The organism is Erwinia typographi (assembly GCF_000773975.1).
In the GTDB taxonomy this organism is placed as follows: Bacteria; Pseudomonadota; Gammaproteobacteria; order Enterobacterales; family Enterobacteriaceae; genus Erwinia; species Erwinia typographi.
On sequence record NZ_JRUQ01000093.1, the window covers coordinates 1 to 23,047 of the forward strand.

The following is a 23,047-nucleotide window of genomic DNA, read 5'->3' on the forward strand; positions in this document are numbered from 1 at the left end:
AGCGCATGCTCGCCTGTGGCACCTGCGCCCCGGGCGTTCGCCGTTACTGCTGCGCCTCTCCTGACTGCACCAACCCTTATTCTTCTGCCAGAACTGCAAGTCGAAGGCCTGCAGCGCCTGCGGCATGAAGTCTACGGAGCAGTGGATTGCTGAGCAGCAGCAACGTTCTGCCCGATTGCGAGTGGCAGCACATCACCTTTACCATGCCACACCTGCTCTGGCCGTTCTTTAACTATAACTGACCGCTGCTCAATGACCTCTTTCGCTGCGCCACCCGCGCCATGCTGAAGTGGTCTCGTAAGCAGGGCATTGAGGTGGGGATATTCTGTGCCCTCCATACTTACGGCCGGCTGCTCAATCAGCATCCGTACATCCATGTTTCCGTCACCCGCGACGGCCTCGATGTTAAGCACAGTGTTGTATTTTAGTGTCTGGTTAACGATTAAGAACCTCACGAGCGTGTTTTATCAGGGGCTGAATCAAAAACGATTAATCATGACCGATTATAATACCGCAGTCTTATCATTTTATTATTAATGATAGCTACCAGATAAAAAATCAGACCGACGTTGAGTGTTTTTGGAAGCCTTTATAGTGAGCTTTCGTTCAATTGCCCCCAAATTCTATCAGTAAATGGCGTTATTAACTTTCGGCCGTTTATTCACTCCAAAATTATGCGGTGATGCCCGGCTAAGGCAATTCTCAAGACTAAGCGATGGATTTTCAAGCCATGTGTTGATTGCCAGGCTCATCACCGCCATGCCCATCGCTGCGGCCAAGTTTGCCAATTGCTGCTACATACCGCGCTGACGTAACCCAGCTGCGAGCGTGGAGGTCGTCGCAGCTGTTTTGGCAAGTTGGCGCTCGAGAAGGGCGGGCGTTACGGCGATGAGCCGGCGTGCTGGCTCTGTAAGCGGCCTGTTTTCTTCAAGAAGCGGGATCAAGGAACGCAATATGTGGTGCAGCAGGTCCATCGATCCTATGCCTGCGGGCGCTTCAGCGATGGCCAGTTCCAGCCTTTCGTGCAGAGCATCCTCGTCGAACAAGATATCCCGCTTGCTCGGGAAGTAACGAAAGAATGTGCGCTCGGTGCCCCCCACCTGAGCGGCAATCTCGGTCGCCGTGGTCTGATCGTAGCCGCGTTCGAGAAATAGCCTGAGTGCTGCTTCCTGTAACTGGCGTCGTAAATTCGTTTTTGCCAATGGCCCGCCTCTTGTCAGTCACTGACGATATCTATATGTTAGTGACTGATGAGAATAAGCGCAGGCGTACTTTTCTGCAACCGGCGCTGCGCCCGGAGACAATCAGGAGAATTTGATGAACGACGTCGATACGATGAGGACACTTCGCTTCCACACATATGGGTCACCGTCTCAGGTTTTACAGTTAGATCAAGCTCCGATCCCTTTCCCTGGTAGCGGGAAAGTCCGCGTCCGTGTCGAAGCCTGCGCCCTCAATCCGGCCGACTGGGCGCTCTGCCAGGGTTTGTTCCCCGGGAGCCTGCCTCGCGGAGTCGGATTAGATGTTGCCGGAACGATAACCGCGATCGGTGAGGAGGCTACCGGCGTCTCGGTAGGCGACCGAGTGTTCGGAGCAGCGGATTATAGCGGATATGCCAGCGCCGGTGCGTCCGATCAGGCAGTTCTGCATCACTGGGCGTCAATCCCGCCCGGACTCGGGATGATCGAGGCTGCGGCGCTACCGATGGCGATCGAAACCGCAAGCCGCTATCTCGCCGTGCTTGATCTGAAACCGGGCCAGACTCTCCTTGTCAACGGCGCGGGCACGATGATCGGCTTCGCCGCCGTGCAGATCGCGCTGTTGCAAGGTTTGCGGGTCATTGCCACCGCAGGCGCCAGATTTTCCGACCAGTTGCGCGCGCGCGGGGTGTTCGTTACGAGCTACGGCGCAGGCCTCGTCGATAGGCTGCGCGCTTTATTGCCCGAGCCACCGGACCATGTGCTCGACGTAGCACCAGTTAACATGGTGCCCGATGCGCCGAGCGCTCTGCCCGACCTGGTGACGATCGCCGGCGGCGATCCCAAGCGCGTTCTCACTGTGACCGACCATGCCGGTGCGGCTGCAACCGGAGCGCGAACCGGCATTGAAAACATCAAGTCCGTCGCGGATGTCGATATGCACTGGGACAAGCTTGATGAATATGCGCACCATGCCGCCGCAGGCCGTTTTTCGATCCCGATTGCGCGCGCCTTCGCGCTGGAAGACTGGCGCGAGGCGCTCGATATCAGCCTGAGCGGCCATGCGGGTGGCAAACTCATCCTGCTGATCGCCCCCGAACTTCTAAACGAGTCGCGGTAAGCGTCAGCTTCGAAATTCCCGGAACGTAGCGCCCCAGAGGGGCGAGCGTCACCGCTTCGCGGTTCCGATGGTTTGCACGGCCAGCGCTCAGCCTTATACTGTGCCTCATGTATATTCCCCGCCCCGCCAAACTTCTCTTCACCGTTGATGACGGCTGGAACCGCTACCTTGAAAATCATGGCGACAGCGTCAGCGAATGGACGAAACTCGCCGTTGAGCGCATGCTCGCCTGTGGCTCCTGCGCCCTGGGCGTTCGCCGTTACTGCTGCGCCTCTTCTGACTGTTCCCACTCCCGCTTCTTCTGCCAGAGCTGCAAGTCAAAGGCCTGCAGCGCCTGCGGCATGAAATCGACGGAGCAGTGGATTGCTAAGCAGCAGCACGTTCTGCCCGACTGCGAGTGGCAGCACATCACATTCACCATGCCACACCTGCTGTGGCCCTTCTTTAACAATAACTGGCCCCTGCTCAATGACCTGTTTCGCTGCGCCACCCGCGCCATGCTGAAGTGGGCCCGTAAACAGGGCATTGAGCCAGGTGTATTCTGTGCCCTCCATACTTACGGTCGTCAGCTTAATCAGCACCCGCATATCCACGTCTCCGTCACCCGCGGCGGCCTCGATGTTAAGCACGGCGTCTGGCGCAGCCTCTTCTTTAAAAAGAAGGCCGTGGAGGCTATCTGGCGGAGTGCGGTTATCCGTCTGCTGCGCAGCAGCTACGAGCGGATCATGCACGGCAGCCTGCCGGGGCTCGGCCACATCCGCGACGAACGCCAGTGGCGGCGCTACCTGCAGGCACAGTACGGACGGTACTGGAAGGTGCATTTTGCAAAAAAGACCCGGGGAGCCTGGCACAGCGTGAAGTATCTGGGCCGGTACCTGAAGCGGCCTCCTGTGTCGGCTTCACGCCTGCGACACTATGGCGGCGGCGCGGTGGTCCATCACTACCTCGATCACCGCACGGGGAAACATAAACGCCAGGCGCTGAGCCAGGAAGAGATGATCGGACGCTATATCAGCCACGTTCCTGCCCGGCATTTTAAGATGGTGCGTTACTCCGGGTTTCTGGCCAACCGGAAAAGGGGAACGCTGCTGCCCCGGGTGTATGAAGCACTGCAGATGCAGGCGCGGGAAAAACCGGAGAAGCCGGGATTTGCGGTGCTGATGAAGGGCTTCCTGGGCACGGATCCGTACAAATGTATCCTGTGTGGCGATCGGCTGCGTTTTGCCGGCGCTCAGGCAGGTACCCATGCAGCGGAACTGCTGTCAGAAAGGCTGTGTGGAATGGAGAAACAGCGATGGCTGCGGATGCCTGAACTGGATCAGTGTGCCTGAAATATGAACTTTAGCTTAAAAATACAACAGAGGAGGGATTTTCATACATAACCCCACGCACAGCCGCGTCATAAAAGGGATTGTTCGTGCTGACATTCACGGTCAGGCTTCCTCAAAAGAGGCGATTCAATTTCCTAACCATCAAGCGCAAATAAACTTCTAACCCAATCAATGAAAATGCGAACTTTAGACGGAAGTTGACGATTTTCAGGCCAAGCAATATGCAAGGGGAACTGCTGATTACGCCACTCGGGAAAAAGCGCCTGCATTTGTCCGCTCTGCAGGAATTCTTCAACCAAAAATCGATATGTCGTAACGATACCAAGACCACTTAGGGCAGCGCTACGTGCAGCCATTGAGTCGTTAGCTGAGAATTGCCAGCGACCGTGCATTTTCTCTACTTGATCGTCACGGTAAAGTTCATGAACTATCAATTGTCCGGTGCGTGGTGATGCAATTTGCACCAGAGAATGTGCGCTAGCCAGTTCTGTAGGATGTTGTGGGGTGCCATAGCGCGCGAGATAACTATTAGCGGCACAAGTGACCATATCCAGCGAGCCAAGAGAACGGGCAATTAATGACTCATTCTGTAACTCACCGATACGCATCACGCAATCGATGTTTTGCTCAATCAGATTAATGGATTTGTTGCCGACGCTCACTTCTACCTGGATATCTGGATAGCGCGCCAGAAAATCGGGCAAGGCAGGTATGATCTTGCAATATGCAAGGGCATTGGGCATTTCGACACGTATCTTGCCCCACGGACGCATCGAAGAAACTTGCACGTTGCTGTCAAGAACCTCCAGTTGTTCAAGCAACCTTAATGCACCTTGATAATAAATCTCTCCCTGCTCTGTCAGATTCTGACTTCGCGAGGTGCGGTTTAATAGCTTTACTCCTAACTCTTCTTCCAGTGACTGGACATGCCGGGTAACGCTTGATTTAGGAATGTTTAGTAATTCTGCTGCTCTTACGAATGAGCCGGAATCCACCACTCGTATGAATGAACGCATATTCGCGAGTTTATCCATCAGTTATTACCTATCGTTATCGTTGCTATTTTTGCAACCATCCATTCCGGAACACCTACTTGTTCAGAATGACAAGTTTTATCACTATCAATGCAGTTATAAGGCTACTAACAGAGTGAGTAAAGCAATGTCTTATGTCAGAACGTATCGAATTGGCCGGGCACTCATCCGCAAAATCCCGGAGTTGAGACTGGAAAAAGTACCTGGATCGTTTCTTTATCCGCAATGGAAGGATGAGCATGCACAGCAAGCGGCTGCAACATTACCTGCATGTTTTTTCTCTGGCGATTTTTCATCACTTGAACAGAGTACGCATAGCTGGCTTCTACAGATAGACGGTATCAACATGCTGATTGATACAGCTTCCGGGAATGGAAAATCCCGGCCTAATAATCTGCTGTTTAATAAACTGGACACCCCATTTATTCAACACCTCCGGGCAGCCGGTGTTGATCCTGAAGAAATTGATTATATTTTTAATAGTCATTTGCATGTCGATCATGTCGGCTGGAACACTGTTATGAAGAACGGAGAATGGCAACCCACCTTCCCCAACGCACGCTATATATTTTCTCAAAAAGAGTATGATTTTTATAGAAATCCAGGAAATGTAAAACAACCCAGCGAAAACGTTTTTGAAGATAGTGTTGAGCCTGTGGTTAGTGCTGGGCTGGATATCCGTCTTACCGATGAAACCAATTTCCCACTCCTTGGTTTCAAAGTTCATTACACGCCGGGCCATAGTTATGATCATCTCTCATTGAGTTTCACCTCAGAGGGAGAAACTGCGTTCTTTTGGGGGGATGTTTTACACCATCCAGTGCAAGTGAATTTGCCAGAGTGGAATTCGATATTTTGTGAATTTCCAGAACAGTCACTCGACTCACGTCATAAAGCACTGAATTTCGCTGCGCAGACCCGGGCGACGGTATTCACCACTCATTTTCCTGATTCCTCTGCGGGCTGCGTTGAGCGTAATGAATCGGGAGAGTTTCGTTGGACAATTCGATAGAAGGGGAAAAATGATGTCTGATGTCGCTATTTTCAGTGAGAGCTTTCAAATACCTGCTGACACGCAGGGAGTGGAATTAAATATACTAAGAAAGTGCATCGATAAAAATTTAACTTACAGTGCTGAAAAAACAGTGCTGATGGTGCATGGTGCGACCTACTCATCCGGCAGTCTTTATGATACTCCGGTCCAGGGGGCATCATTTATGGATCATCTGGCCACAGCGGGATTTGATGTTTACGCAGTTGATATACGAGGCTATGGGGGCTCTACTCGTCCAATAGAATTGCAGCAACCCGCCTTAGCGAATGCGCCGCTTGGTCGAACAGAAGTGGCTGTGCGTGACTTTACCAGCGCTGCAAATTTTGTACTTCGTACTCGTAACCTTGAACAGCTGAATGTATTTGGTATGTCCTGGGGCGGGACAGTTGCAGCCGTTTATGCTGCGAAGAATGGTGTAAAGGTTCGTCGATTGGGCTTATTAGCTCCACAGTGGCTCAGCAATAAACCTATACCGATTGACAGTGGGGGTGCACTCGGTGCTTGGCGAGTTGTAAATATGGATGCAGCAAAGCAACACTGGCTGAGTAGCGCCCCCGTAGCCAAACGCGATGGATTAATTCCCGTTGGTGCATTTGAATCTTGGGCGGCAAACAGCCTTCGTTATGAGAGTGATGAAAGTCTGAGAGCACAAAACTCCTTTAAATCGGGAAATGGTCCTATTCAGGATATTCGAGATTATTGGATAGCAGGAAAACCTTACTACGATCCGGCTGATATTGAAGTACCACTCATTCTCATTCATGGGGAATGGGATATTGATGTCACGATTGAACTGGCTAAAGAGTGGTTTTTACAGGCTAAAGCGTCGCCGGAAAAACGTTGGCTGGAAATTGGAGAAGCAACGCATATGTTGCTGCTGGAAAAAAATCGCATGCATGCCATCGACGCTTTAATTAAATTTTTCGAATGAATTTAAAATATAAGAAGTAAAAATAACCACTTTTTATTATGCATTGTTAACTATTATTGTAGGAGGTTTATTATAAAACTAACAGGTGAAATGAAAAAACTCTCCATGTCTGATGGGAAAAATATTGATGTTTGGGTCACCCCCGCGAAAGGCAAGCGTCTTGGGGCGGTGGTGCTTATTCAGGAAATATTTGGCCTTACGGAACATATTCGTGAGCAGTGCCAGCGCTGGGCTAATGAGGGTTTTGAAGTGTGGGCTCCCGCGATATTTGACCGTCAAGCTCCTGGGCTGAACTTAAGTTACTCCCAAAAAGATATTGAAACAGCGATTACTCTGGTGAAAGCACATAACTTCGAGCTTGCTGTCTCTGATGCCATGACTTGTATTCAACTGCTAGCCGTAGAAGGACTTGTATTTATTACCGGCTATTGTTACGGAGGTTCAGTGAGTTGGGCTTGTGCTGCTCGCTCCGAAGAGCTTAGTGGCGCGGCCTGTTATTACGGATCAAAAATCTCATCCTTGAAAGATGAAAAGCCACGCTGTCCAACAATTGTACATTTTGGAGAGTTCGACCCAGAAATACCGCTAGAGTCGGTGAGAGAGTTACAGGTTCAGCGCCCAGAGGTGGACATTTATCTTTATCCAGCAGGACATGGATTCCAATCAGATCGCCGTGATGATTATCATAAGGAAAGTGCAGAGCTTGCTTGGGAAAGAACGAAGAAATTATTTACCGACATTAAATGGATTTACTTGCAGTCACGCAAGTGACATTTGATTAAAAACACCATGAAGAAGATAACTTAAAAATAAGTTATCTCAGGTTAACTCATCCTTAAACACTGAGGCTTACTATGTCAAAACGTATTGCATTAATTACTGGCGCTAACAAAGGCATTGGTTATCAGACAGCACTGCAACTGGGTAAAAAAGGAATTTACATTCTGGTGGCCAGTCGTGATATTGAAGCAGGAGAAAGTGCAGTTATGCAACTGAAGCAAGAAGGAGTGAGCGCAGAACCTTTACAACTGGACATCACCTCTAAAGAAAATATTGCAACAGCCGCAAGTTATGTCGAGTCGACCTTTGGTAAGTTAGACATTCTGGTGAATAACGCGGGAGTCATGCTTGATGCCTTTGATAAGTCTCCTACACAACAATCATCCGAAGTCTGGCGTAAAACTTTCGATGTAAACTTATTCGGTGCTGTTGATGTAACTAATGCATTTGTTGCACTGTTGAAAAATTCAGATGCCGGTCGCATAGTCAATGTGTCGAGTATTCTTGGTTCAATGGCTGCGAACACTGACCCTGAATCGGAATTTTATAACTTCAAAATTCCGGCTTATAATATTTCTAAATCGGCAATCAATGCTTGGACGGTTCATCTTGCATACGAATTGCGTGACACTCCAATTAAAGTTAATGCAGCTCATCCAGGATTCGTCAAAACCGATTTACATGGCGTGGACGCACCACTTACACCTGAGGAGGGAGCATATACTAGTGTTGCACTAGCAATGCTGGCTGATGATGGTCCGAATGGAGAATTTTACCACGTAAGTGAACGCCAGCCTTGGTAATAGTTCTGTAAAAGAATAAGTTAATAATTTACTTTGAAAGCGGCACCGCAAAATGGTGCCGATCATTTAGTTTTCATGTGAAATTACTTTTATATTAACTTTGGCATTTCAGTAGGATTTTAAATAGACCCACCATTTATATCCAGCACTGCAAGAACACTATTTCATAACACGGACATTCACACTAATCGCCTAGCACTCTATCAGCAAGATATTCGGATAAATTACTACAATATATAAGTGAGAATATTTTCAACCCTAGATTTTATAGAGTTTCACTTCTAATACGTCAAAAAAAATAATTGAGAGAATTTTGCGTATTCTGGCGAAGATGAAAGGTTATTCCGGAGGAACGTGAACGCGTTATTTCCTAACGCGCCCTAACTTCCTTTTATTACACCGACCGTTCACTTTCAGTCAACCTGTGCCAGTCGTTTTCTCATCGACTCACCTTTCATCTCAAGTCGGTAGGCGTTATGCATCAGGCGGTCACCGGACCTGCCTGAAGAATGCTTAACGCGCTCAGTGGTTGTGGATTACTCATTTATCTTTTTCCTGTTGAATAATTTCGCTTACAGGCATTACCGCCTTCGGAATGATAGCCCCAGGATACTGAATTACCCGGCTGGCCAGAATATGGCCCTGCCGGGCCGACTCGCAGACGTCCCCACCCTGGAGGCGGCATGCAAGATAGCCGGCGCTGAACGAATCACCTGCTGCAGTTGTATCAACGACCCGATCCTTAGGAACAGGAATGGCATCAATATTAAATTCCTGCCCTTCGTGGATGACGATGCAGGCAGCTGCGCCGCGTTTGATGATCACCTCGCTGATGCCCGCTACAGTACAGCGCATACGCAGACTCTCCATATCAGCAGTCCCTCCCCAGAGAGCGTCCTCATCATCGAGTGTTAAAAATGCTACATCCGTGCAACTCAGCATCTGTTCATAGGCGCGGCGTGCTTCTTCCTGCTATGCCCACAGTCGGGGCCGGTAATTATTGTCAAAAATGACCCTGCCCCCTCTGCTTCTGAAAACGCGAAAAAGAGAAAATAGTTTTTCGCGGGCCTGTTCATTCAAAATCGCAAGGCTGATGCCACTGACATACAGTACGTCCATGTCCATAAGCAGCTCGCAGACTTCATCGCCATGGCTGCCGTTAATCCAGACACGCGCAGCTGACTCTCCCCGCCAGTAGTAGAAACTCCGTTCTCCTTCTGGTGTGGTTTCGATGAAATATAATCCCGGCAACAAGCTTTCAGACCGGACGATTAAGTCTGTTTCAATGCCCTCATCTGCCCAGCTTTGAATCATTGATGTGCTGAATGGATCCCTGCCAAGCCCCGTTACAAATCGGACCGTGCCGTGGCTTTTTTGCAACTGCCTCGCAAGATATACGGCCGTATTTAACGTATCACCACCATATGCCTGATTAAGGTTGCCGTTATGTCTCGACAGCTCAATCATGCATTCTCCGATCACTGCAATATTCATTGTTTCAGTCTTCAATCTGGAATCAGTCGGGCGCCGCACGTATTGGTGCGGCAGGTGTTTCAGGGCAGAAAGCGGCCGTGGTTTTCTTTGACGGAATCAAATATCTGTTCTGCCGCGACCCCGGCCAGAAGTCCTTCCCTGATAAGCGCGGAGGAGCTGTCCTGGAAATGAATATATCCGTCATATTTCGGACGAACATATGCTGCTGAAACGGTGTCGTATGTTCCGCTGAAAAAGTCCCCGGTCAGGGCATTCGCGCGCACATTGCGCCAGGCGCGAGCATTGGATGGCTGACCGCCATTTTCAACGACCAGCGTGGTCTGCACACTGTCAGAAACGTAGCGCATGATGTGCTCAATGAGCTCAGGAGTGGGTTCACAGCGAACGGAAATGGCAAGCCCCGTTCCGCCAAGCACCGATCCACGTAAAGCGGGATCTCCACAGTGGGGAATGTCAGCAAATCGCACTGCAATTCCCGTTTCAGGAGTTGAATAGTTGATGTAGCCAAATATGGCCGGACAGAGTTCAAAGTCACCTGCAGCCATTCTATCCAGCAGGCCAATCGGGTTCAGGTTGACCAGTTCTTTTTGCTGGTTAACAAAAATGGCCTGCATGATCTTAAGCGCTTCAACGCCAGTTTCACGCGAAAGAACAAAATCATTACCGGAAAAGAGAGTCCCCCCCAGCGACTGGCTAATCGAATAGAACGTCAGGAGCGCATGAGGCCCTCCAAGCGACAGTGCAACCTGTCCTTTATGGATTTGGCTGTACTCACACACCTGCTGCCAGGTTTCCGGCCGGGTAGAAGCTGCCGCCCCGGACAGTGCACAAACCTGTGATGCGGCATCAACAGGAACGGCCCAGTGCTGATCTGCGTAAACATAGCTGTCAAAGGATGAACCGGTGCTGCTTTCCTTCAGAAACAAAAGCTGTTCATCCGACAGGAAGGTTTCTAACGGGCGCAGGCAATGCTTCTCGGCCGCCTCGCCAATACCAGGGTTGTCGACAATCAGCAGATCATATTTTTCTGCCAGTTCATCGATGGGATGAGACTCAAAGCCTTCGAGTTTCTGAATGTCCCATTCCACGTTTACGGAGCGGTCTTCACGCGCCCAAGCCTGCAGAGGACGATAACCGCGCGGATGATCCCACGTTAACCCCTTGATTGCCTTCATTTTAAAACCCTCTATTAATCAACAATATACATTCTGATAGCCTGCATCATAGCCGTTCAGCGCTATGTAAATTTCGATCGCTCTCACACTTTTCTAAATATTATATATAATATCGAAAAAAATTGGCCTAGATTGTTTTCATCAACCATCGCCGCACCCGGCGGCGTTACAGAGAGTAAGAGGTAGAGTTATGTCAATTCTTAAAGGGTATCGTGTGCTTGACTGTTCTATTGCTATGGCGGGCCCTTTTGCGGCGCTTCGCATGGGCGACATGGGCGCGGACGTCATCAAAGTTGAGCCAACCACGGGCGAGTGGCAGCGACACACTTCTGCCGGTGCCGCCTATGGAAATGTGATCAATACCTCTTTTCTGTCGCTGAACCGCAACAAGCGCAGTCTGGCCGTGAATCTGAAAGATGAAGAAGGCAAGGCCCTGCTGTATAAGCTGGTTGAAACCGCTGATGTTTTCATTCAGAACTATCGCCCGGGGGTTGCTCAGCGACTCGGCGTTGATTATGAAACGCTGAAACAGATCAAACCCGACATCGTATATGTTTCCATGTCCGGCTACGGTGAAACGGGACCGTACTTAAAGCGCCCTGGCCAGGATCTGCTTCTGCAGTCACTGAGTGGTGCGATGCTGAGTACCGGCGCGGCGGGCACACCACCTCAGCCATCAGGTCAGTATCTGGTTGATGCAATTACGGCTTACACCGCATTCGAGGGCGCTCTTGCAGCACTGTTGCACCGCGAGCGCACTGGTGAAGGTCAGTTGGTGCAGATCAATATGCTCGATGCCATCATTGCGAATCAGATGCAGGAAATGACGGTATTTACCCAAGGGCATAAGCCACAGCGCCGCAGTGAAGAGCCCCATGGTCATTGCTACATTCGCGCACCTTATGGCGTGTTTAAAACGGCCGACAGCTACATCACCCTTGTCACCCCGCACTTACCGACGCTTGGCAAAATTTTGGGTGTACCTGAATTTGAAACGATGGAGGACGAGGTTGACGGTCATACGCTTCCTCAGCGTGACTTCATTTTCCGCGTCACTCGCGAAAAACTGGTTGAACGTACCACACAGGAATGGCGCGACGCCTTTGACGCTGAAGGTTTGTGGAGCAGCGAAGTAAACGGCTACGAAGAGGTCGTTAAAGATCCGCAGGTTATTCATAACGGAACCTTCGTTGAGTACGACCACCCGAGCGAAGGCAAAGTGAAGACCCCGGGCTTTGCTATCAAGTTCAGCAAAACGCCATGCTCAATCCAGCGCCCTACGCCTTTCGTCGGTCAGCATACGGATGAAATCCTGAATGAGCTGGGCTTCTCAGACCAGCAGATTACGGCACTGAAAGAAACGGGCACCGTGACCAGAACTAACGGAGAAAAAATCAATGGCTGAGCTCGGATTTGAAATTGATCCTAACGTTGAGTTTACGCTGGAAGGTAACGTCGCGATCATCGCGCTGAATCGTCCGGAAAAACTGAATGCGGTGACGCCATCGATGTCTGTCACGATCACCCGCCTGGCGGCATATTGTAATGAATCGTCTGACGTCCGGGTTGTGATTCTGACGGCAAACGGTCCAAAGGCATTCTGCTGCGGCAGTGATATCAAAGAGCTGGATACCTATCAGTCCCCGTGGGCACACCGAATGAAGCACGATCACTGTGATGCGATTGCAGAGATTACGAAACCGACCATCTGTGCGATTAACGGTTACGCGCTGGGGGGGGGGCTTGAGCTTGCGCTGTGCTGTGATATCAGGGTCAGTACCGGCAATGCCATTTTTGGCGCGCCGGAAATCAAACTGGGCTGGGTGGGTGGCGGTGGCATGGCCGTTTATCTCAACAAAACCATTGGTGCTTCACGCGCCTCACGAATGCTTTACACCGGCGATCCTGTTGATTCTGCCACCGGTCTTGCCTGGGGCATCGTCGATGAAGTGTTCGAGTCAGCTCCAGACATGATGGAATCGGTCAAAACACTGGCCGCCACCATTGCATCGCGTCCGCCGATCGCCGCGCAAACAGCCAAGCTGAACATGCGTGCTGCGGTGAATATGCCGCTCGACCAGGCCGTTCGCTATGAGCGCGACCTGCGCACTATTTGTTTCTATACCGATGATGCCCGGGAAGGCAAAGCCGCGTTCAAAGAAAAACGCGCACCTCATTTCCGGGGAGAATAACGCCAACACCATTCAGAGTTCGGGTCATCCGGACTCTCATATTCAAAAGTACTTCATCTTTATCCGACACCTTAATCATCTCCGGTGATGAGGAACCTCTACATCTATAGAAAAGGGGAAAACCCTATGAGCACTAAACAAAAGTCGTCCATGAAGGGAGTTGCCGCAGCATCGCTGGTAGGTTCCGCGCTGGAATGGTTTGACTATTTCTTATACGGCACCGCCGCTGCACTCGTCTTTAACGAAATCATGTTCCCTAAAGGCCATGAGTTCGTCTCCACTCTGCTGGCATTCTCTACGCTGGCGCTAGGCTTTTTCGTCCGTCCATTTGGTGCCGTTTACTTCGGGCAACTGGGCGATAAAATTGGGCGAAAAAAAGTCCTCGTCATTACGCTTCTGCTGATGGGTACGGCAACCACGCTGATTGGGTTCGTGCCGACATACGAATCAGTTGGCCTGTGGGCACCGGTAATGCTGGTAACGCTTCGCCTTATTCAGGGCTTTGGAGCAGGTGCCGAATTTGGTGGCGCCGCGATCCTCAGCGCGGAAAGCGCGCCTGCACATCGACGCGGATTTTATTCATCATTTCCCGGCGTAGGCGTATACATTGGCCTGCTGCTCTCGGCAGGTACATTTGCCATTCTGACTCAGTTGCCAAAGGAAATTTTCCTTGGCTGGGCATGGCGTATACCTTTCCTCTTCAGTGCTCTGCTCGTCGTGGTTGCACTGGTTATCCGCATGAAAATATCGGAAACGGCTGCGTTTGAAAAACTATCTGAGACAGAAGCCGTCAGCAAAAGTCCGTTGCGTGATTTAATCCGTACAGAACGCAGAAGCCTGCTTGTCGTGGCCGGCTCACAGGTTGCGCAAAGTGGCGTCAGTTACGTTTATCAGACTTTCGTTATCGCCTATATCGTTGGCACTCTGCACATGTCACCTTCAGTGGGCCCGGTTGCCGTAGCCGTAGCAGCTGCCGTTGCGATGTTCACTACGCCAATGTTTGGGGCACTTTCAGACCGTTTCGGAAGACGTGCTGTTTACATGTTCGGTGCGGTATTCTCAGCGCTGTTTGCCTTCCCGTTCTTCTGGCTGGTCAATACAGGAACAACCTGGGGCGTTATTACAGCGATGACGCTGGGTGTAGGCGTAGGCGTTGCGGCCATGCTTGGCACTCAAGGGTCGTTTTTCTCAGAGGTATTCCCATCGAAAGTCCGCTTCAGTGGTCTGTCACTGGGCCGTGAAATAAGTGCCTCCCTGTCAGGAGGTATTGCCCCACTGGCGGCAGTAATCCTTTCCAGTATGGCGGGCGGTGCGTCGTGGCCGGTTGCTTGCCTTGCTGTGGCCATGAGTCTGGTCACAGTCATCGCCGTGGCCTGTGCCCGGGAGACTCATAAGCTGGATCTGACCGAATTTACTGAAAGTAGCGATGCTGTGGAAGTTAGCGATCATGAAAGGCCGCGTCCATACGTCAGTGACAAACAGACCAAATTAAGCTAGCCCAGCTAATCGAAATTAGAAAAAGCGCCTTTATTGGCGCTTTTTCTATTAAGCACTTTCACATGATGTTCTTTTACTTCTAATGCTCACCGTGACCTGCTCCCTGTTAACTCACACAAAAAGGTTAATGGGAATGTCCGTTGTTCGCTCAAAGCAGCCATTCAAGTCGACTACATTTTCATAATTGGATTTGATTCTGCCGCGCCGCCAAGGCGGCTTACCTGCTGACGACAGCGCACAAAGTCGAGCTTTGCACGCTGCAGTCCAGCTTAAAGGTACTTCTTAAACGAAGCCGTTAGTACCGCCAATGCCATTCCCAACATCAGCGCTGCAGGCAGCAACAGCAAGTTTGGGTACACTGCCGATGGCCATGACAGATACACCATGCAGGGCACATAGAACGCGGGTTTAACGAAATGTTTAGCATGGTGATAAACAAAGCTGGATTCATACGCCGCGCCATAGCGTCGCAGGTCTCGCCGCCCTAAACCATCAACCACCGCGACCAGCACTACCATCAAAAACAGCGGTATTGAAAGCACCAGAATCGTCACGCGAATCAGCGTAACCACAGCGACATACACCGTCGCCAGCATGTATTCCTGCAGCGCCGATGCCAGCCAGCGGCTACCGGCACTCAATCCGTCAGCAACTGCATTACCGCCGCTCTCCATTGTCTGATTTTGCTGCGCGATCCATCCCTGCAAACCGCTATCGATAACCAGCCACTGATAAACCTGTGTTACCCAAGCAGTGACAGTCACCGTTGGCTGTGACAGCAGCAGGCTGCGTGTGAACTCAGTGGAGAGATAGCCGCTCTCGATCTGCATCACCTGCTGGCTATGTGCCGCACCTTGATCTGGCCAGAAGAATGCAATGCCGATGTACTCCATTACCAGACTGAAAAACAGCGAAGCCAGCAGCATGCCGATTAGCTTCCACGGCCATCCCCATAGCAAATTAAACAGAAAGCCATGCTCTTTAGGCTGCTGAACGCGAGCTGGCGGCGCTGAAGTATTTGGTGGTGGCATTAATCACCTCCCGGCGGTTCTGCGCCAGCAGCACCAGACCACCAGGCTTCGCTGGTGCGGTAATTGCGCCGCATCTCAGCGGCGATCTTCTGCAGACTTTCCGGCATTAAATCGGTTTTATCAGCAGCAGGCAGCGGCATACGAATCTTCCACAGCTGGCCACCTTCCAACAGCGCGAACGCCTGGCCTTTGGGCAGGTTGATGATGTCAGCTGGAGTGAGCATTGGCGTTTTCACCATGCTCACACGATCCTGCGTGTTGGAGGTGAAATCGGTGCCTTGCTCTTGGTTAGTGATATCGGTGTAACCCGAAACCAATGTTTTCGAATACACATCCACTTCAGGCAGCTGACTGGTTAGTAGTTCGGCGGTGCGGTTCTCTCGTACGCGCAGCATGATCAGCGTGTTGAAATTGCCCGTGACCTGCGCGGCTTTGGCGCTGCTGCCAATACGCGCCTCGATGTCGGAGATAGCTTGGGTGTACGCGGTCACCTCAATGCCCGCGCCGCCGCCTTTGTTAATCAGCGGAATGAACTCATCGCCCATCAGTTCATTGAATTCGTCGCAATGCAGGCTGATCGGCAGCTTGCCGTCGCCATTTTCCGGTAGGCCATCATTGATGCCGTGCTTATAGATATGCCCCGCGATACTCACCAAATCAGCAAACATGCTGTTGCCAACGGCAGCGCCGACTTCACTGTCAGAGAGCGCATCGAGCCCGACATAAACGATGCCACGTTGGCGAATCACCTGTTGCCAGTCGAATATCGGGCGCGGATCGTCGAGGTCTTCATAGTCTGGAGAAAGCAGCGCCGCCGTTTTGCCGGTGGTGAGTTTTTCCAGCAGCGGCAGCAATGAGGCGACGATTTTATCGAAGTAGGTTCGGTCGTAACGTACTGCTGAGCGCAGCCCTTCAAGGATGGGATCATAGAGCTTTTTACCGGCTTCAGAACTCAGCGCCAGCTCCATTGCCCAGATGCGCGTGGCGTTTGATTGCCCCTGCATATTGCGTGGCAGATCCTTTTCCTTCAGCACATTGCTGCCATTTTCAATTTTGCTGCGCAGCTCCGGCAGATGCTTATCGACCAGATGTTCCACGTAGCGCTGATAGAGCTCGCCGATGTTGGTGACGTAGCGAAGAATCAGCGAGTAATCGGGTCGCTGACCAAGCGCAACTAACGCGCGCGTCACGATGTTCACGAATCGCCAGGCGAACTCGCGAAATGCTGCGCTGTTACCTTCAGCGCCCAATTGACCAGCGATGCGCGAAGCCACTTCCGACACACGCCCGAAGCGGCCAACCGCGTTGTAACGAGCCGAGATCTCTGGCCAGCCAAGATGGAAAACGTGGAAGTCATCCTGACGACCGGCGCGGTGCGCTTCAGCCCACATGCGTTTTAGCAAATCGGCATCGCCTTTGGGGTCGAAGACAATGGTGATATTGCCGCGTCGAATATCCTGCGTAACCAGCAACTCTTCCAGCCGTGTTTTGCCAACGCGCGTAGTGCCAACGACTAACGTATGCCCAACGCGCTCGCGGAGATCCATCGATACATCGCGCTCGTGCGGTTCGATGCCGTGCAGCGCCGGATTACCGCCAACCGGTGGCAACGGACGAACAGGATTCAGCGGCGTATCAGCTGAAATCAGCGATGACAGCCAGGGCAGAGAATGCTCGCACGCGCGTTCAAGCCTGCGTGCGATCTGATAGACCTTCGTTGGCTGAACATACTTTTCGACTTCTGGCCGACGCGTATCGAGCAGGCGCTGGGTGTGTTTTTGCTGCCACAGAAAACCTTTCCCCAGGAACAGCCGGTGATTGCTTACTGGAACATGGCGGCTGGTCATTACATAGCGCGGCAAGCGGCGAAGATTTTGGCGATATCTGATCACCTGACATCCCTGACGGGCACGAACGGCGGCTAGCAACGCAAAGCCGGTAGCGGTGACATAGCTCACCGATGGCGACAGCGCGATAGCCCAGGGCGCTGCCACACAGACATAGCTTGCGGTAGCGGCTACCAGCGTGGTGTTGAACTCAACTGCGGGACGTAGTAGCGCTTCAATAACATAGCGATCGCTCATAGCAGTGACTCACTTTTGGCAGGATTCAGGCGTGCTGTGCGTGGGGTGATGCAGATTTTGCCAGCACCAGTAAGCGCGCAGCAGAGCCAAAGAAAGGATGAAGAATAGTGGAAGCAGCATCAGCGATGCATGGGGCATTCCATGCAATCCGGCGAATCCCATCACTGAGCTGAAACCTGCTGGCTCAAAGAATGTTCGGTGATCAGCACCGGGTAATGTTCCAACTTAAGGCGGCGCGCCAGATCGCTACCTGATACCGGTGCGAGCTGAAGAGCTGGCGCAACCTGACTCAGCTGTTGCAAGGATGTCGAGCTGCTGACGTTTACCACCATCCCAACCGCACCACGACGGCTGAGCAGTTCAGCGTTACGTGATAGCCATTCCTGCGATTGAGCATCATCGCCAACCAGAAACAGCGCACCAATTCCAGGCAGTTTCAGCGCGCGCGGCTCAATGATGCCGGGAGTGAGTTCAGGTGTTGCCACTGGCAACACTGAACCTTCACTGTAATCAGGTTGGATTGATTGCTGTTGCGGCTGAGGCTCAGCGTTGATTCCCTCATAAAAGGGTGCTGCCGATTGACCGCCGAGATCTGCGATAACGTTGAGTTCCGCATATGAGAGAAATGGCAGCGCGGCGATCGCACCAGCCAGCATCAATTTATTCATTGCTGCCTCCGGGGTTCTGTCCAGATGATTTCAGTTGAAGGTGTTTGGTTATTCGCGAAATTGGCAGGAGCCTGCGTTGTGATTGGGCGAGGTTGAGTTGGTGAGAGCGACGCCAACTTTTCGCTGACAATCTGCCGATAGCGCGCTGCAGGTTTGCCGCCAGCCGGATGGTGATAGCAGCCAGCCGCTTTTAACCAACTGCCGGGGCTGCGTTCCCAGCACTCGCGAAGAATGCGCGCTGCTGCGTTCAGGTTGATATAAGGATCAAACGCATCCCACGTTGAACTGAAGCGATGGCCATTCCAGCCGAGATTGACCTGCGCGATACCGACATCGATTCTCTTCAGCGGGTGGCTTTTCATAAACTGCTGCAGCGCCTGCCAGGCAGCTTGTCTGCTTTCATAGCGGTAGCCTTTACCCGCGACGTTGATTGTCCAGGGCCACGGGCGCGTGCCGTGTGGCAGCTGGCGCGATGATTCAGCCAGCGCCAGCGAGTAAAGCGACTCAGCTGGAACGCCATGCTGCAGCGCGACTTTCTGATAACCCGGAGGCACGCTTTGCATGCTGGTTGACGCCACAGAGCTGGCGGCACTAAGCAACAACGCGGCAGTTAGAACGCTGCAATGTGCCATCCGCTTTCCCCCTGCTGGAGAAGAACCGGCATGATGCCGTTGCCGTAGCGCATCCAGCGGCCTGCATCGTGATTGAGGGTGATGCGTCGCTCGCGAACCTGTTCGGCGGGAATGCGGTGTTGCTGCGCCCAGTTACGGAGTTTCTGATCGCTGCCTTCGCTATCGACAAGGTAGATATCAACGGGGCGTTTATCGGCAAGAACGGCGGAGAGTCTGGCATCGCAGCGCTGGCAATCTGCTTCGCGCACGAACAACGCTAGGCGACCACCGGAGTCATGCGCGATACCTGCGGCGTTGCCCATATTTACCGGCAGCATGTTGGGCATGAGGCGTTTCCAGGCAGCATCAACTTCTCGCTGGAATTTAAGCTCCTTTTCGGTGCGCTCGTATTCCTGTTTTACCCAGAGTTCAGCGTAATGGCGGCGCTCGGTGTCGTTGCGGGCTTCAATACCTAAAGTGCTTAAGGGATCTAGATTAGGGGATTGGATACCACGCAATCCATTTTTTAGTGAGTTGTAACGCTGATATTCCACAGCTGAAATTTGAGATTCTGACGTTCCAGACTCTAACTGAATAAAATCAGTCATTGTTTTTTGAGGGGGACTAGATGATGATGCTGAAAACACTATCCCGAAAGAAAGCATTACGACATTAATTTTTGGATTTTGCATGTCCCACCTTTTTGAATGCGCCACGGAAAATTTTTCGTAAGAATATTCTAGCGGCAACAAAGGTGGATAATGTGATTAAATGAATATCCGTTCAGTCATTAAAATTATTGTGGTGGCCAGTTTCTACTAGCCACAACTTCAATGTATTACCCGAATGCCTCGCCAAATAACCAAGAGGAAAAATTGTTATCATAAAGTTCCAAGCGAATGGATTTTTTTATTATTTTCTTTTCTTCAGCATCTAATATTTCAGATGCCAGTATTTCGTCAATTGATGATTGACCCATGTTTATGAAGTATTGTAAGCCTGAGCTATTAATTTCGCTAATGATGTTTTTGAACATCATGGCCTTTTGCCTAGGATCTAGTTCAGAAAAAAATACATCCATCATGTGCCAAGAAGTTAAATAGATGAGGATTCAGTCTATGTAGCAGCAGGTCGTAGCAAAAGATTTTCACTTCATTAACGCCTTGGGATGCATCCCGAGGAATGTGAATATCAAGATCAAATAGATATTTTGCGTCCTTCGACATGTCTATTTTTAAATTACCACCTTGACCTGCGTAAAATGTTTTAACTATAGACCTAAACTTATTTTCAATATCTTCAGTTTTCGGCTTGTTTTCGTTGACGTAATGCCTGCCCAGATTATTTACTTCAGCATTTGAAACCGTTAGGTCAGATTCTTTTGTTTTTAACTCATCAATGACTTTTGTGAATTTTTCATGGTTCTCAATTTGCTTATTCCCCACTATAATTGCTTCGTTAATTGAATCGTACTCCTCAAAAGCACTGAGGTCATTGAGAACACTTAAGATTTCATCTCTATTTTTTTCAATCTTACTAATCTCTTCCTTAATCTCTTCCGCTTCTCTTTCAAAATTAGATAATTCGCTGTTAATTCTATCCAAGCGGCTTTTAGTTAATTTCTCATGGAATTTCGCTGCATGCTCAAACCGCACATGCACTAATTCAGGAAAGAAAAAATTGGCTTCTTCATATATTCTTTTTATATCTCCAGAGTCTATCTCAACATTTTTAATTCTCTTTGCACTAATCTTTCTTTTTCCAATTTGAGAGCGCAATGAAGAGAGGACAATTCTCTTTTCATGAAGAAGTAGTGTAAGGGTATCTGCAGAGTTTTTTAATTCATCATATTGAGGGCCAATCTCAAACCTTTCTTTACTAGTTTTTAATTTCACAAGCAGGTCTTTTAAATCCTTTACGCTATCAAGGTGCTCTTTATCTTTAGCGTCCTCTAAAGCCTTGCGAGCCTTAGATGTTTTTTCTAATTCAGACTTAATGTTGTTTTTTTCAATAACTAAATCTGTGCCAAAATCTAGAAGCCAAAGATTGACGAATCTTTGATTGAAATCAGTTAGTGGCATCCCTTGCTGAGTATGTGCATCAATATAATACTTTTCTCCAAATCGTCTCGCAAAACAATTAAATGCCTGTCTAAAGCTCACCTGATTTATTGCAGTAATTGGAATAAATATTCGGTCGAGTTCTAATTTGAATTCCTTTGCACTTAGCTTGATATCGTTCAAGTGATAATTGTTGTTAGCGAAATCTTTTTTGACATGATAAATTTTATCTCTATGTTCAAACCATAAGTCAAATGCACCATACTTGGTCAAGAACTCATGCGTCTTTTTTTCTTTTATTGTTTTTTTCTTGAGCTCCGAACCTAGCATTAAATGAACTAGATTTAGTGAAAAACTCTTACCAATGCCATTATAGGTCTTCGTTTTAACATTTGAAGTTTGAATGCCCGCGACAATATTCAAACCATCCTGAAAAACAATCTCATTGAATTTCGGATTGTCAGAGCTTAACTTTAACAATTTCATTTTGCACTTCCAACTTTCCAAGTATATACAAGAAATTCAAACACAAAATGAATTTCTCCACACCAATTCGAGGGGTCAATGACAAATTAACCGAATCATAAAGCTCATCAAAACTAATTCCAACAGGAGTTACTTTTGGTAGAATCCTTGATGAAAGATACAATAAGGATTCATTAGGTTTAATTACTTTGTTGGGTAATATCATCTGTAACCTTCCTTCCGATATCACAGAGCTCGAAGAAATATGATAAAATTATCCATGCCATACTAACCGCATTATAGTCTTTGATTATCAATTTGTCTTTAATATGATTATGGGTATTGATAACTACTTGGGTAAGATCTACAGAATGCTTGGCACAAAGAGCATGTAGCTCATCGAGGGAGTAGGTTTTCAGTTCTCTTTTACTTTTATATATGACTAGGAATTGTATAAGGTATGTTCGATATATTTCATGAACTATCAAATCCTCTAAATTTACACGTTCATTATCATCAAGCTCATCAATTATTGTAGTGAATTTTAACGATGAGTAAATATTACCACCGACCATTATGGATATTTTATTCAGTTCCACCTTAGACTTAGGCTCCATCAACTCCAAGTCAGTTAGGTAATTATTTCCAGAGATATAACCCACATCGTTTATTAACTGCCGACAAACAATTTGAAGCACTGAATCAAGAGTGTATTGAATGACCGTAGTATTAAAATACTCATCTGCTAACGATATAATATCTTCGGTTTTGAGGTTATTTACCGTGGTTAATATATCATTTCTACTAACCAGAATGTCGTTTACATCAAGACCGTATTCAGTGTTAACTCTTTCAACTGTCCGTGAATTAAAATCAGGTTTATCCAAGAGGTAATAAACTTGAATTGAATAATTTTTATAGGCCGGATTAGATAAGATTCCTAATGTTTTGTGAATTTTCTCACTAGTTGTTGTGGATGTTATTTGAACTAGCTTTTCATTCACTATATCAATCAAATCAATGCAATCTGAGTTTTGTTTGGAAAAATTAGCGTTTTCAAATTTAGCGCCATAAATCTTGTTAAAAACATCTCTGAAAAAATTCTCAGAATGAATATTAAGCGACAAATCATTAACATTTTTATGCTGTTGCAAATCAGCATACATAACTGCAAAGCAGTGAGAAATTCTATCATAAGCTAATTTTCTAGCATGAGGGCTCATGGTTTCAATTCAACATATAAAAGCATCATTCACATAAAATAAATTAATATATCTTCATAGTAAATAGTAATCCGAAAATGAAAAGCCCCTAAGATTAGGGGCTTTTGGTCAAAATGAGTTATTCACGTACGACTTATCGCTCGAGGTGGGCTTTGGAGGCACTGATTCACTTTTCTCCGCTTTGTATACCATCGCCTGACCAATCTTGATCCAATCAACCTTAATCAGTCTGGCTTTCAAGCTAACCCGCTGTTCGCCTGCATGATCACCTTTGTTTGTACTGGTCAAGTTAAAC

Annotated in this window: 22 protein-coding genes and 2 pseudogenes; 10 read left to right on the forward strand and 14 right to left on the reverse strand. The window is 49.1% G+C overall.

What is annotated here, in order from left to right; all coding sequences use genetic code 11:
* Positions 1 to 416: pseudogene (locus NG99_RS29530) on the forward strand (transposase zinc-binding domain-containing protein); the annotation flags it as partial.
* A 378-nt stretch (positions 417 to 794) separates the two neighbouring features.
* On the opposite strand, the gene NG99_RS25410 reads toward NG99_RS29530, so the two are convergent.
* Positions 795 to 1,202: a TetR family transcriptional regulator gene (locus NG99_RS25410; protein ID WP_052130880.1), complete on the reverse strand. Its 408-nt coding sequence runs from the start codon at positions 1,200 to 1,202 to the stop codon at positions 795 to 797.
* A 115-nt stretch (positions 1,203 to 1,317) separates the two neighbouring features.
* Here NG99_RS25410 and NG99_RS25415 point away from each other — a divergent pair, with 115 nt between their 5' ends.
* Together NG99_RS25415 and NG99_RS25420 are read left to right on the forward strand one after the other, a co-directional pair.
* Positions 1,318 to 2,319, forward strand: coding sequence for an NADP-dependent oxidoreductase (locus NG99_RS25415; protein WP_034899249.1), 1,002 nt, complete (start codon positions 1,318 to 1,320; stop codon positions 2,317 to 2,319).
* A 107-nt stretch (positions 2,320 to 2,426) separates the two neighbouring features.
* Positions 2,427 to 3,650, forward strand: a complete 1,224-nt coding sequence (locus NG99_RS25420; RefSeq protein WP_034899251.1) for an IS91 family transposase — start codon at positions 2,427 to 2,429, stop codon at positions 3,648 to 3,650.
* A gap of 134 nt (positions 3,651 to 3,784) precedes the next feature.
* Here the strand turns inward: NG99_RS25420 and NG99_RS25425 are convergent, their stop codons facing one another.
* Positions 3,785 to 4,684, reverse strand: a complete 900-nt coding sequence (locus tag NG99_RS25425) for a LysR family transcriptional regulator (RefSeq protein WP_034899252.1) — start codon at positions 4,682 to 4,684, stop codon at positions 3,785 to 3,787.
* A gap of 127 nt (positions 4,685 to 4,811) precedes the next feature.
* On the opposite strand from NG99_RS25425, the gene NG99_RS28650 reads away from it, so the two are divergent.
* From NG99_RS28650 to NG99_RS25445, 4 genes are all read left to right on the forward strand, one after another.
* Positions 4,812 to 5,696: an MBL fold metallo-hydrolase gene (locus tag NG99_RS28650; protein ID WP_072017676.1), complete on the forward strand. Its 885-nt coding sequence runs from the start codon at positions 4,812 to 4,814 to the stop codon at positions 5,694 to 5,696.
* Positions 5,697 to 5,709: 13 nt separating this feature from the next.
* A complete protein-coding gene (locus NG99_RS25435) occupies positions 5,710 to 6,669 on the forward strand; it encodes an alpha/beta hydrolase (protein ID WP_034899256.1) in 960 nt (319 codons plus the stop codon).
* 90 nt (positions 6,670 to 6,759) lie between these two features.
* Positions 6,760 to 7,440 (forward strand): dienelactone hydrolase family protein, encoded by a 681-nt coding sequence (locus NG99_RS25440; RefSeq protein WP_052130881.1) that lies wholly within the window; start codon positions 6,760 to 6,762, stop codon positions 7,438 to 7,440.
* A gap of 83 nt (positions 7,441 to 7,523) precedes the next feature.
* The gene (locus tag NG99_RS25445; RefSeq protein WP_034899258.1) at positions 7,524 to 8,252 is read left to right on the forward strand and encodes an SDR family oxidoreductase; all 729 of its coding nucleotides are present in this window, start codon (positions 7,524 to 7,526) and stop codon (positions 8,250 to 8,252) included.
* 540 nt (positions 8,253 to 8,792) lie between these two features.
* On the opposite strand, the pseudogene kdgK reads toward NG99_RS25445, so the two are convergent.
* A pseudogene (gene kdgK / locus NG99_RS25450) lies at positions 8,793 to 9,746 on the reverse strand (2-dehydro-3-deoxygluconokinase).
* A gap of 59 nt (positions 9,747 to 9,805) precedes the next feature.
* On the reverse strand, positions 9,806 to 10,921 hold the full coding sequence (locus NG99_RS25455) for a type 2 periplasmic-binding domain-containing protein (RefSeq protein ID WP_034899261.1): 1,116 nt from the start codon (positions 10,919 to 10,921) through the stop codon (positions 9,806 to 9,808).
* Positions 10,922 to 11,111: 190 nt separating this feature from the next.
* On the opposite strand from NG99_RS25455, the gene NG99_RS25460 reads away from it, so the two are divergent.
* From NG99_RS25460 to NG99_RS25470, 3 genes are all read left to right on the forward strand, one after another.
* Positions 11,112 to 12,326: a CaiB/BaiF CoA transferase family protein gene (locus NG99_RS25460; protein WP_034899263.1), complete on the forward strand. Its 1,215-nt coding sequence runs from the start codon at positions 11,112 to 11,114 to the stop codon at positions 12,324 to 12,326.
* Positions 12,319 to 13,113 (forward strand): enoyl-CoA hydratase/isomerase family protein, encoded by a 795-nt coding sequence (locus tag NG99_RS25465; protein ID WP_034899265.1) that lies wholly within the window; start codon positions 12,319 to 12,321, stop codon positions 13,111 to 13,113. Before NG99_RS25460 ends, NG99_RS25465 begins: the two co-directional genes overlap by 8 nt.
* A 126-nt stretch (positions 13,114 to 13,239) precedes the next feature.
* Entirely contained in the window at positions 13,240 to 14,610 is a 1,371-nt protein-coding gene (locus NG99_RS25470) for an MFS transporter (protein WP_034899268.1), read from the forward strand.
* Positions 14,611 to 14,879: 269 nt separating this feature from the next.
* Here NG99_RS25470 and NG99_RS25475 read toward each other — a convergent pair whose 3' ends face one another.
* The 10 genes from NG99_RS25475 to NG99_RS28665 form a co-directional block, all read right to left on the reverse strand.
* Positions 14,880 to 15,641 carry a TIGR03747 family integrating conjugative element membrane protein gene (locus NG99_RS25475; protein ID WP_034899270.1) on the reverse strand — a complete coding sequence of 254 codons (762 nt, stop codon included), beginning with the start codon at positions 15,639 to 15,641 and terminating at the stop codon, positions 14,880 to 14,882.
* The gene (gene traD / locus NG99_RS25480; RefSeq protein ID WP_034899273.1) at positions 15,641 to 17,725 is read right to left on the reverse strand and encodes a type IV conjugative transfer system coupling protein TraD; all 2,085 of its coding nucleotides are present in this window, start codon (positions 17,723 to 17,725) and stop codon (positions 15,641 to 15,643) included. The genes NG99_RS25475 and traD overlap by 1 nt, the downstream gene beginning before the upstream one ends.
* Positions 17,726 to 17,886: 161 nt before the next feature.
* The gene (locus NG99_RS25485; protein ID WP_034899275.1) at positions 17,887 to 18,393 is read right to left on the reverse strand and encodes an integrating conjugative element protein; all 507 of its coding nucleotides are present in this window, start codon (positions 18,391 to 18,393) and stop codon (positions 17,887 to 17,889) included.
* Entirely contained in the window at positions 18,390 to 19,025 is a 636-nt protein-coding gene (locus NG99_RS25490; RefSeq protein ID WP_034899276.1) for a transglycosylase SLT domain-containing protein, read from the reverse strand. The genes NG99_RS25485 and NG99_RS25490 overlap by 4 nt, the downstream gene beginning before the upstream one ends.
* Entirely contained in the window at positions 19,004 to 19,612 is a 609-nt protein-coding gene (locus NG99_RS28655) for a TIGR03759 family integrating conjugative element protein (protein WP_232298372.1), read from the reverse strand. The genes NG99_RS25490 and NG99_RS28655 overlap by 22 nt, the downstream gene beginning before the upstream one ends.
* A 230-nt stretch (positions 19,613 to 19,842) precedes the next feature.
* A complete protein-coding gene (locus tag NG99_RS27775; RefSeq protein ID WP_157032711.1) occupies positions 19,843 to 20,043 on the reverse strand; it encodes a hypothetical protein in 201 nt (66 codons plus the stop codon).
* 22 nt (positions 20,044 to 20,065) lie between these two features.
* The gene (locus NG99_RS25505) at positions 20,066 to 21,550 is read right to left on the reverse strand and encodes a DUF2326 domain-containing protein (RefSeq protein ID WP_052130883.1); all 1,485 of its coding nucleotides are present in this window, start codon (positions 21,548 to 21,550) and stop codon (positions 20,066 to 20,068) included.
* Positions 21,525 to 21,755 carry an ABC-three component system middle component 6 gene (locus tag NG99_RS30445; protein WP_072017678.1) on the reverse strand — a complete coding sequence of 77 codons (231 nt, stop codon included), beginning with the start codon at positions 21,753 to 21,755 and terminating at the stop codon, positions 21,525 to 21,527. The genes NG99_RS25505 and NG99_RS30445 overlap by 26 nt, the downstream gene beginning before the upstream one ends.
* On the reverse strand, positions 21,730 to 22,752 hold the full coding sequence (locus NG99_RS25510) for an SMEK domain-containing protein (protein ID WP_157032712.1): 1,023 nt from the start codon (positions 22,750 to 22,752) through the stop codon (positions 21,730 to 21,732). Before NG99_RS25510 ends, NG99_RS30445 begins: the two co-directional genes overlap by 26 nt.
* Before the next feature lie 108 nt (positions 22,753 to 22,860).
* Positions 22,861 to 23,047: DUF3577 domain-containing protein (locus tag NG99_RS28665; RefSeq protein WP_157032713.1), on the reverse strand; the 187-nt coding region annotated here is incomplete at its 5' end.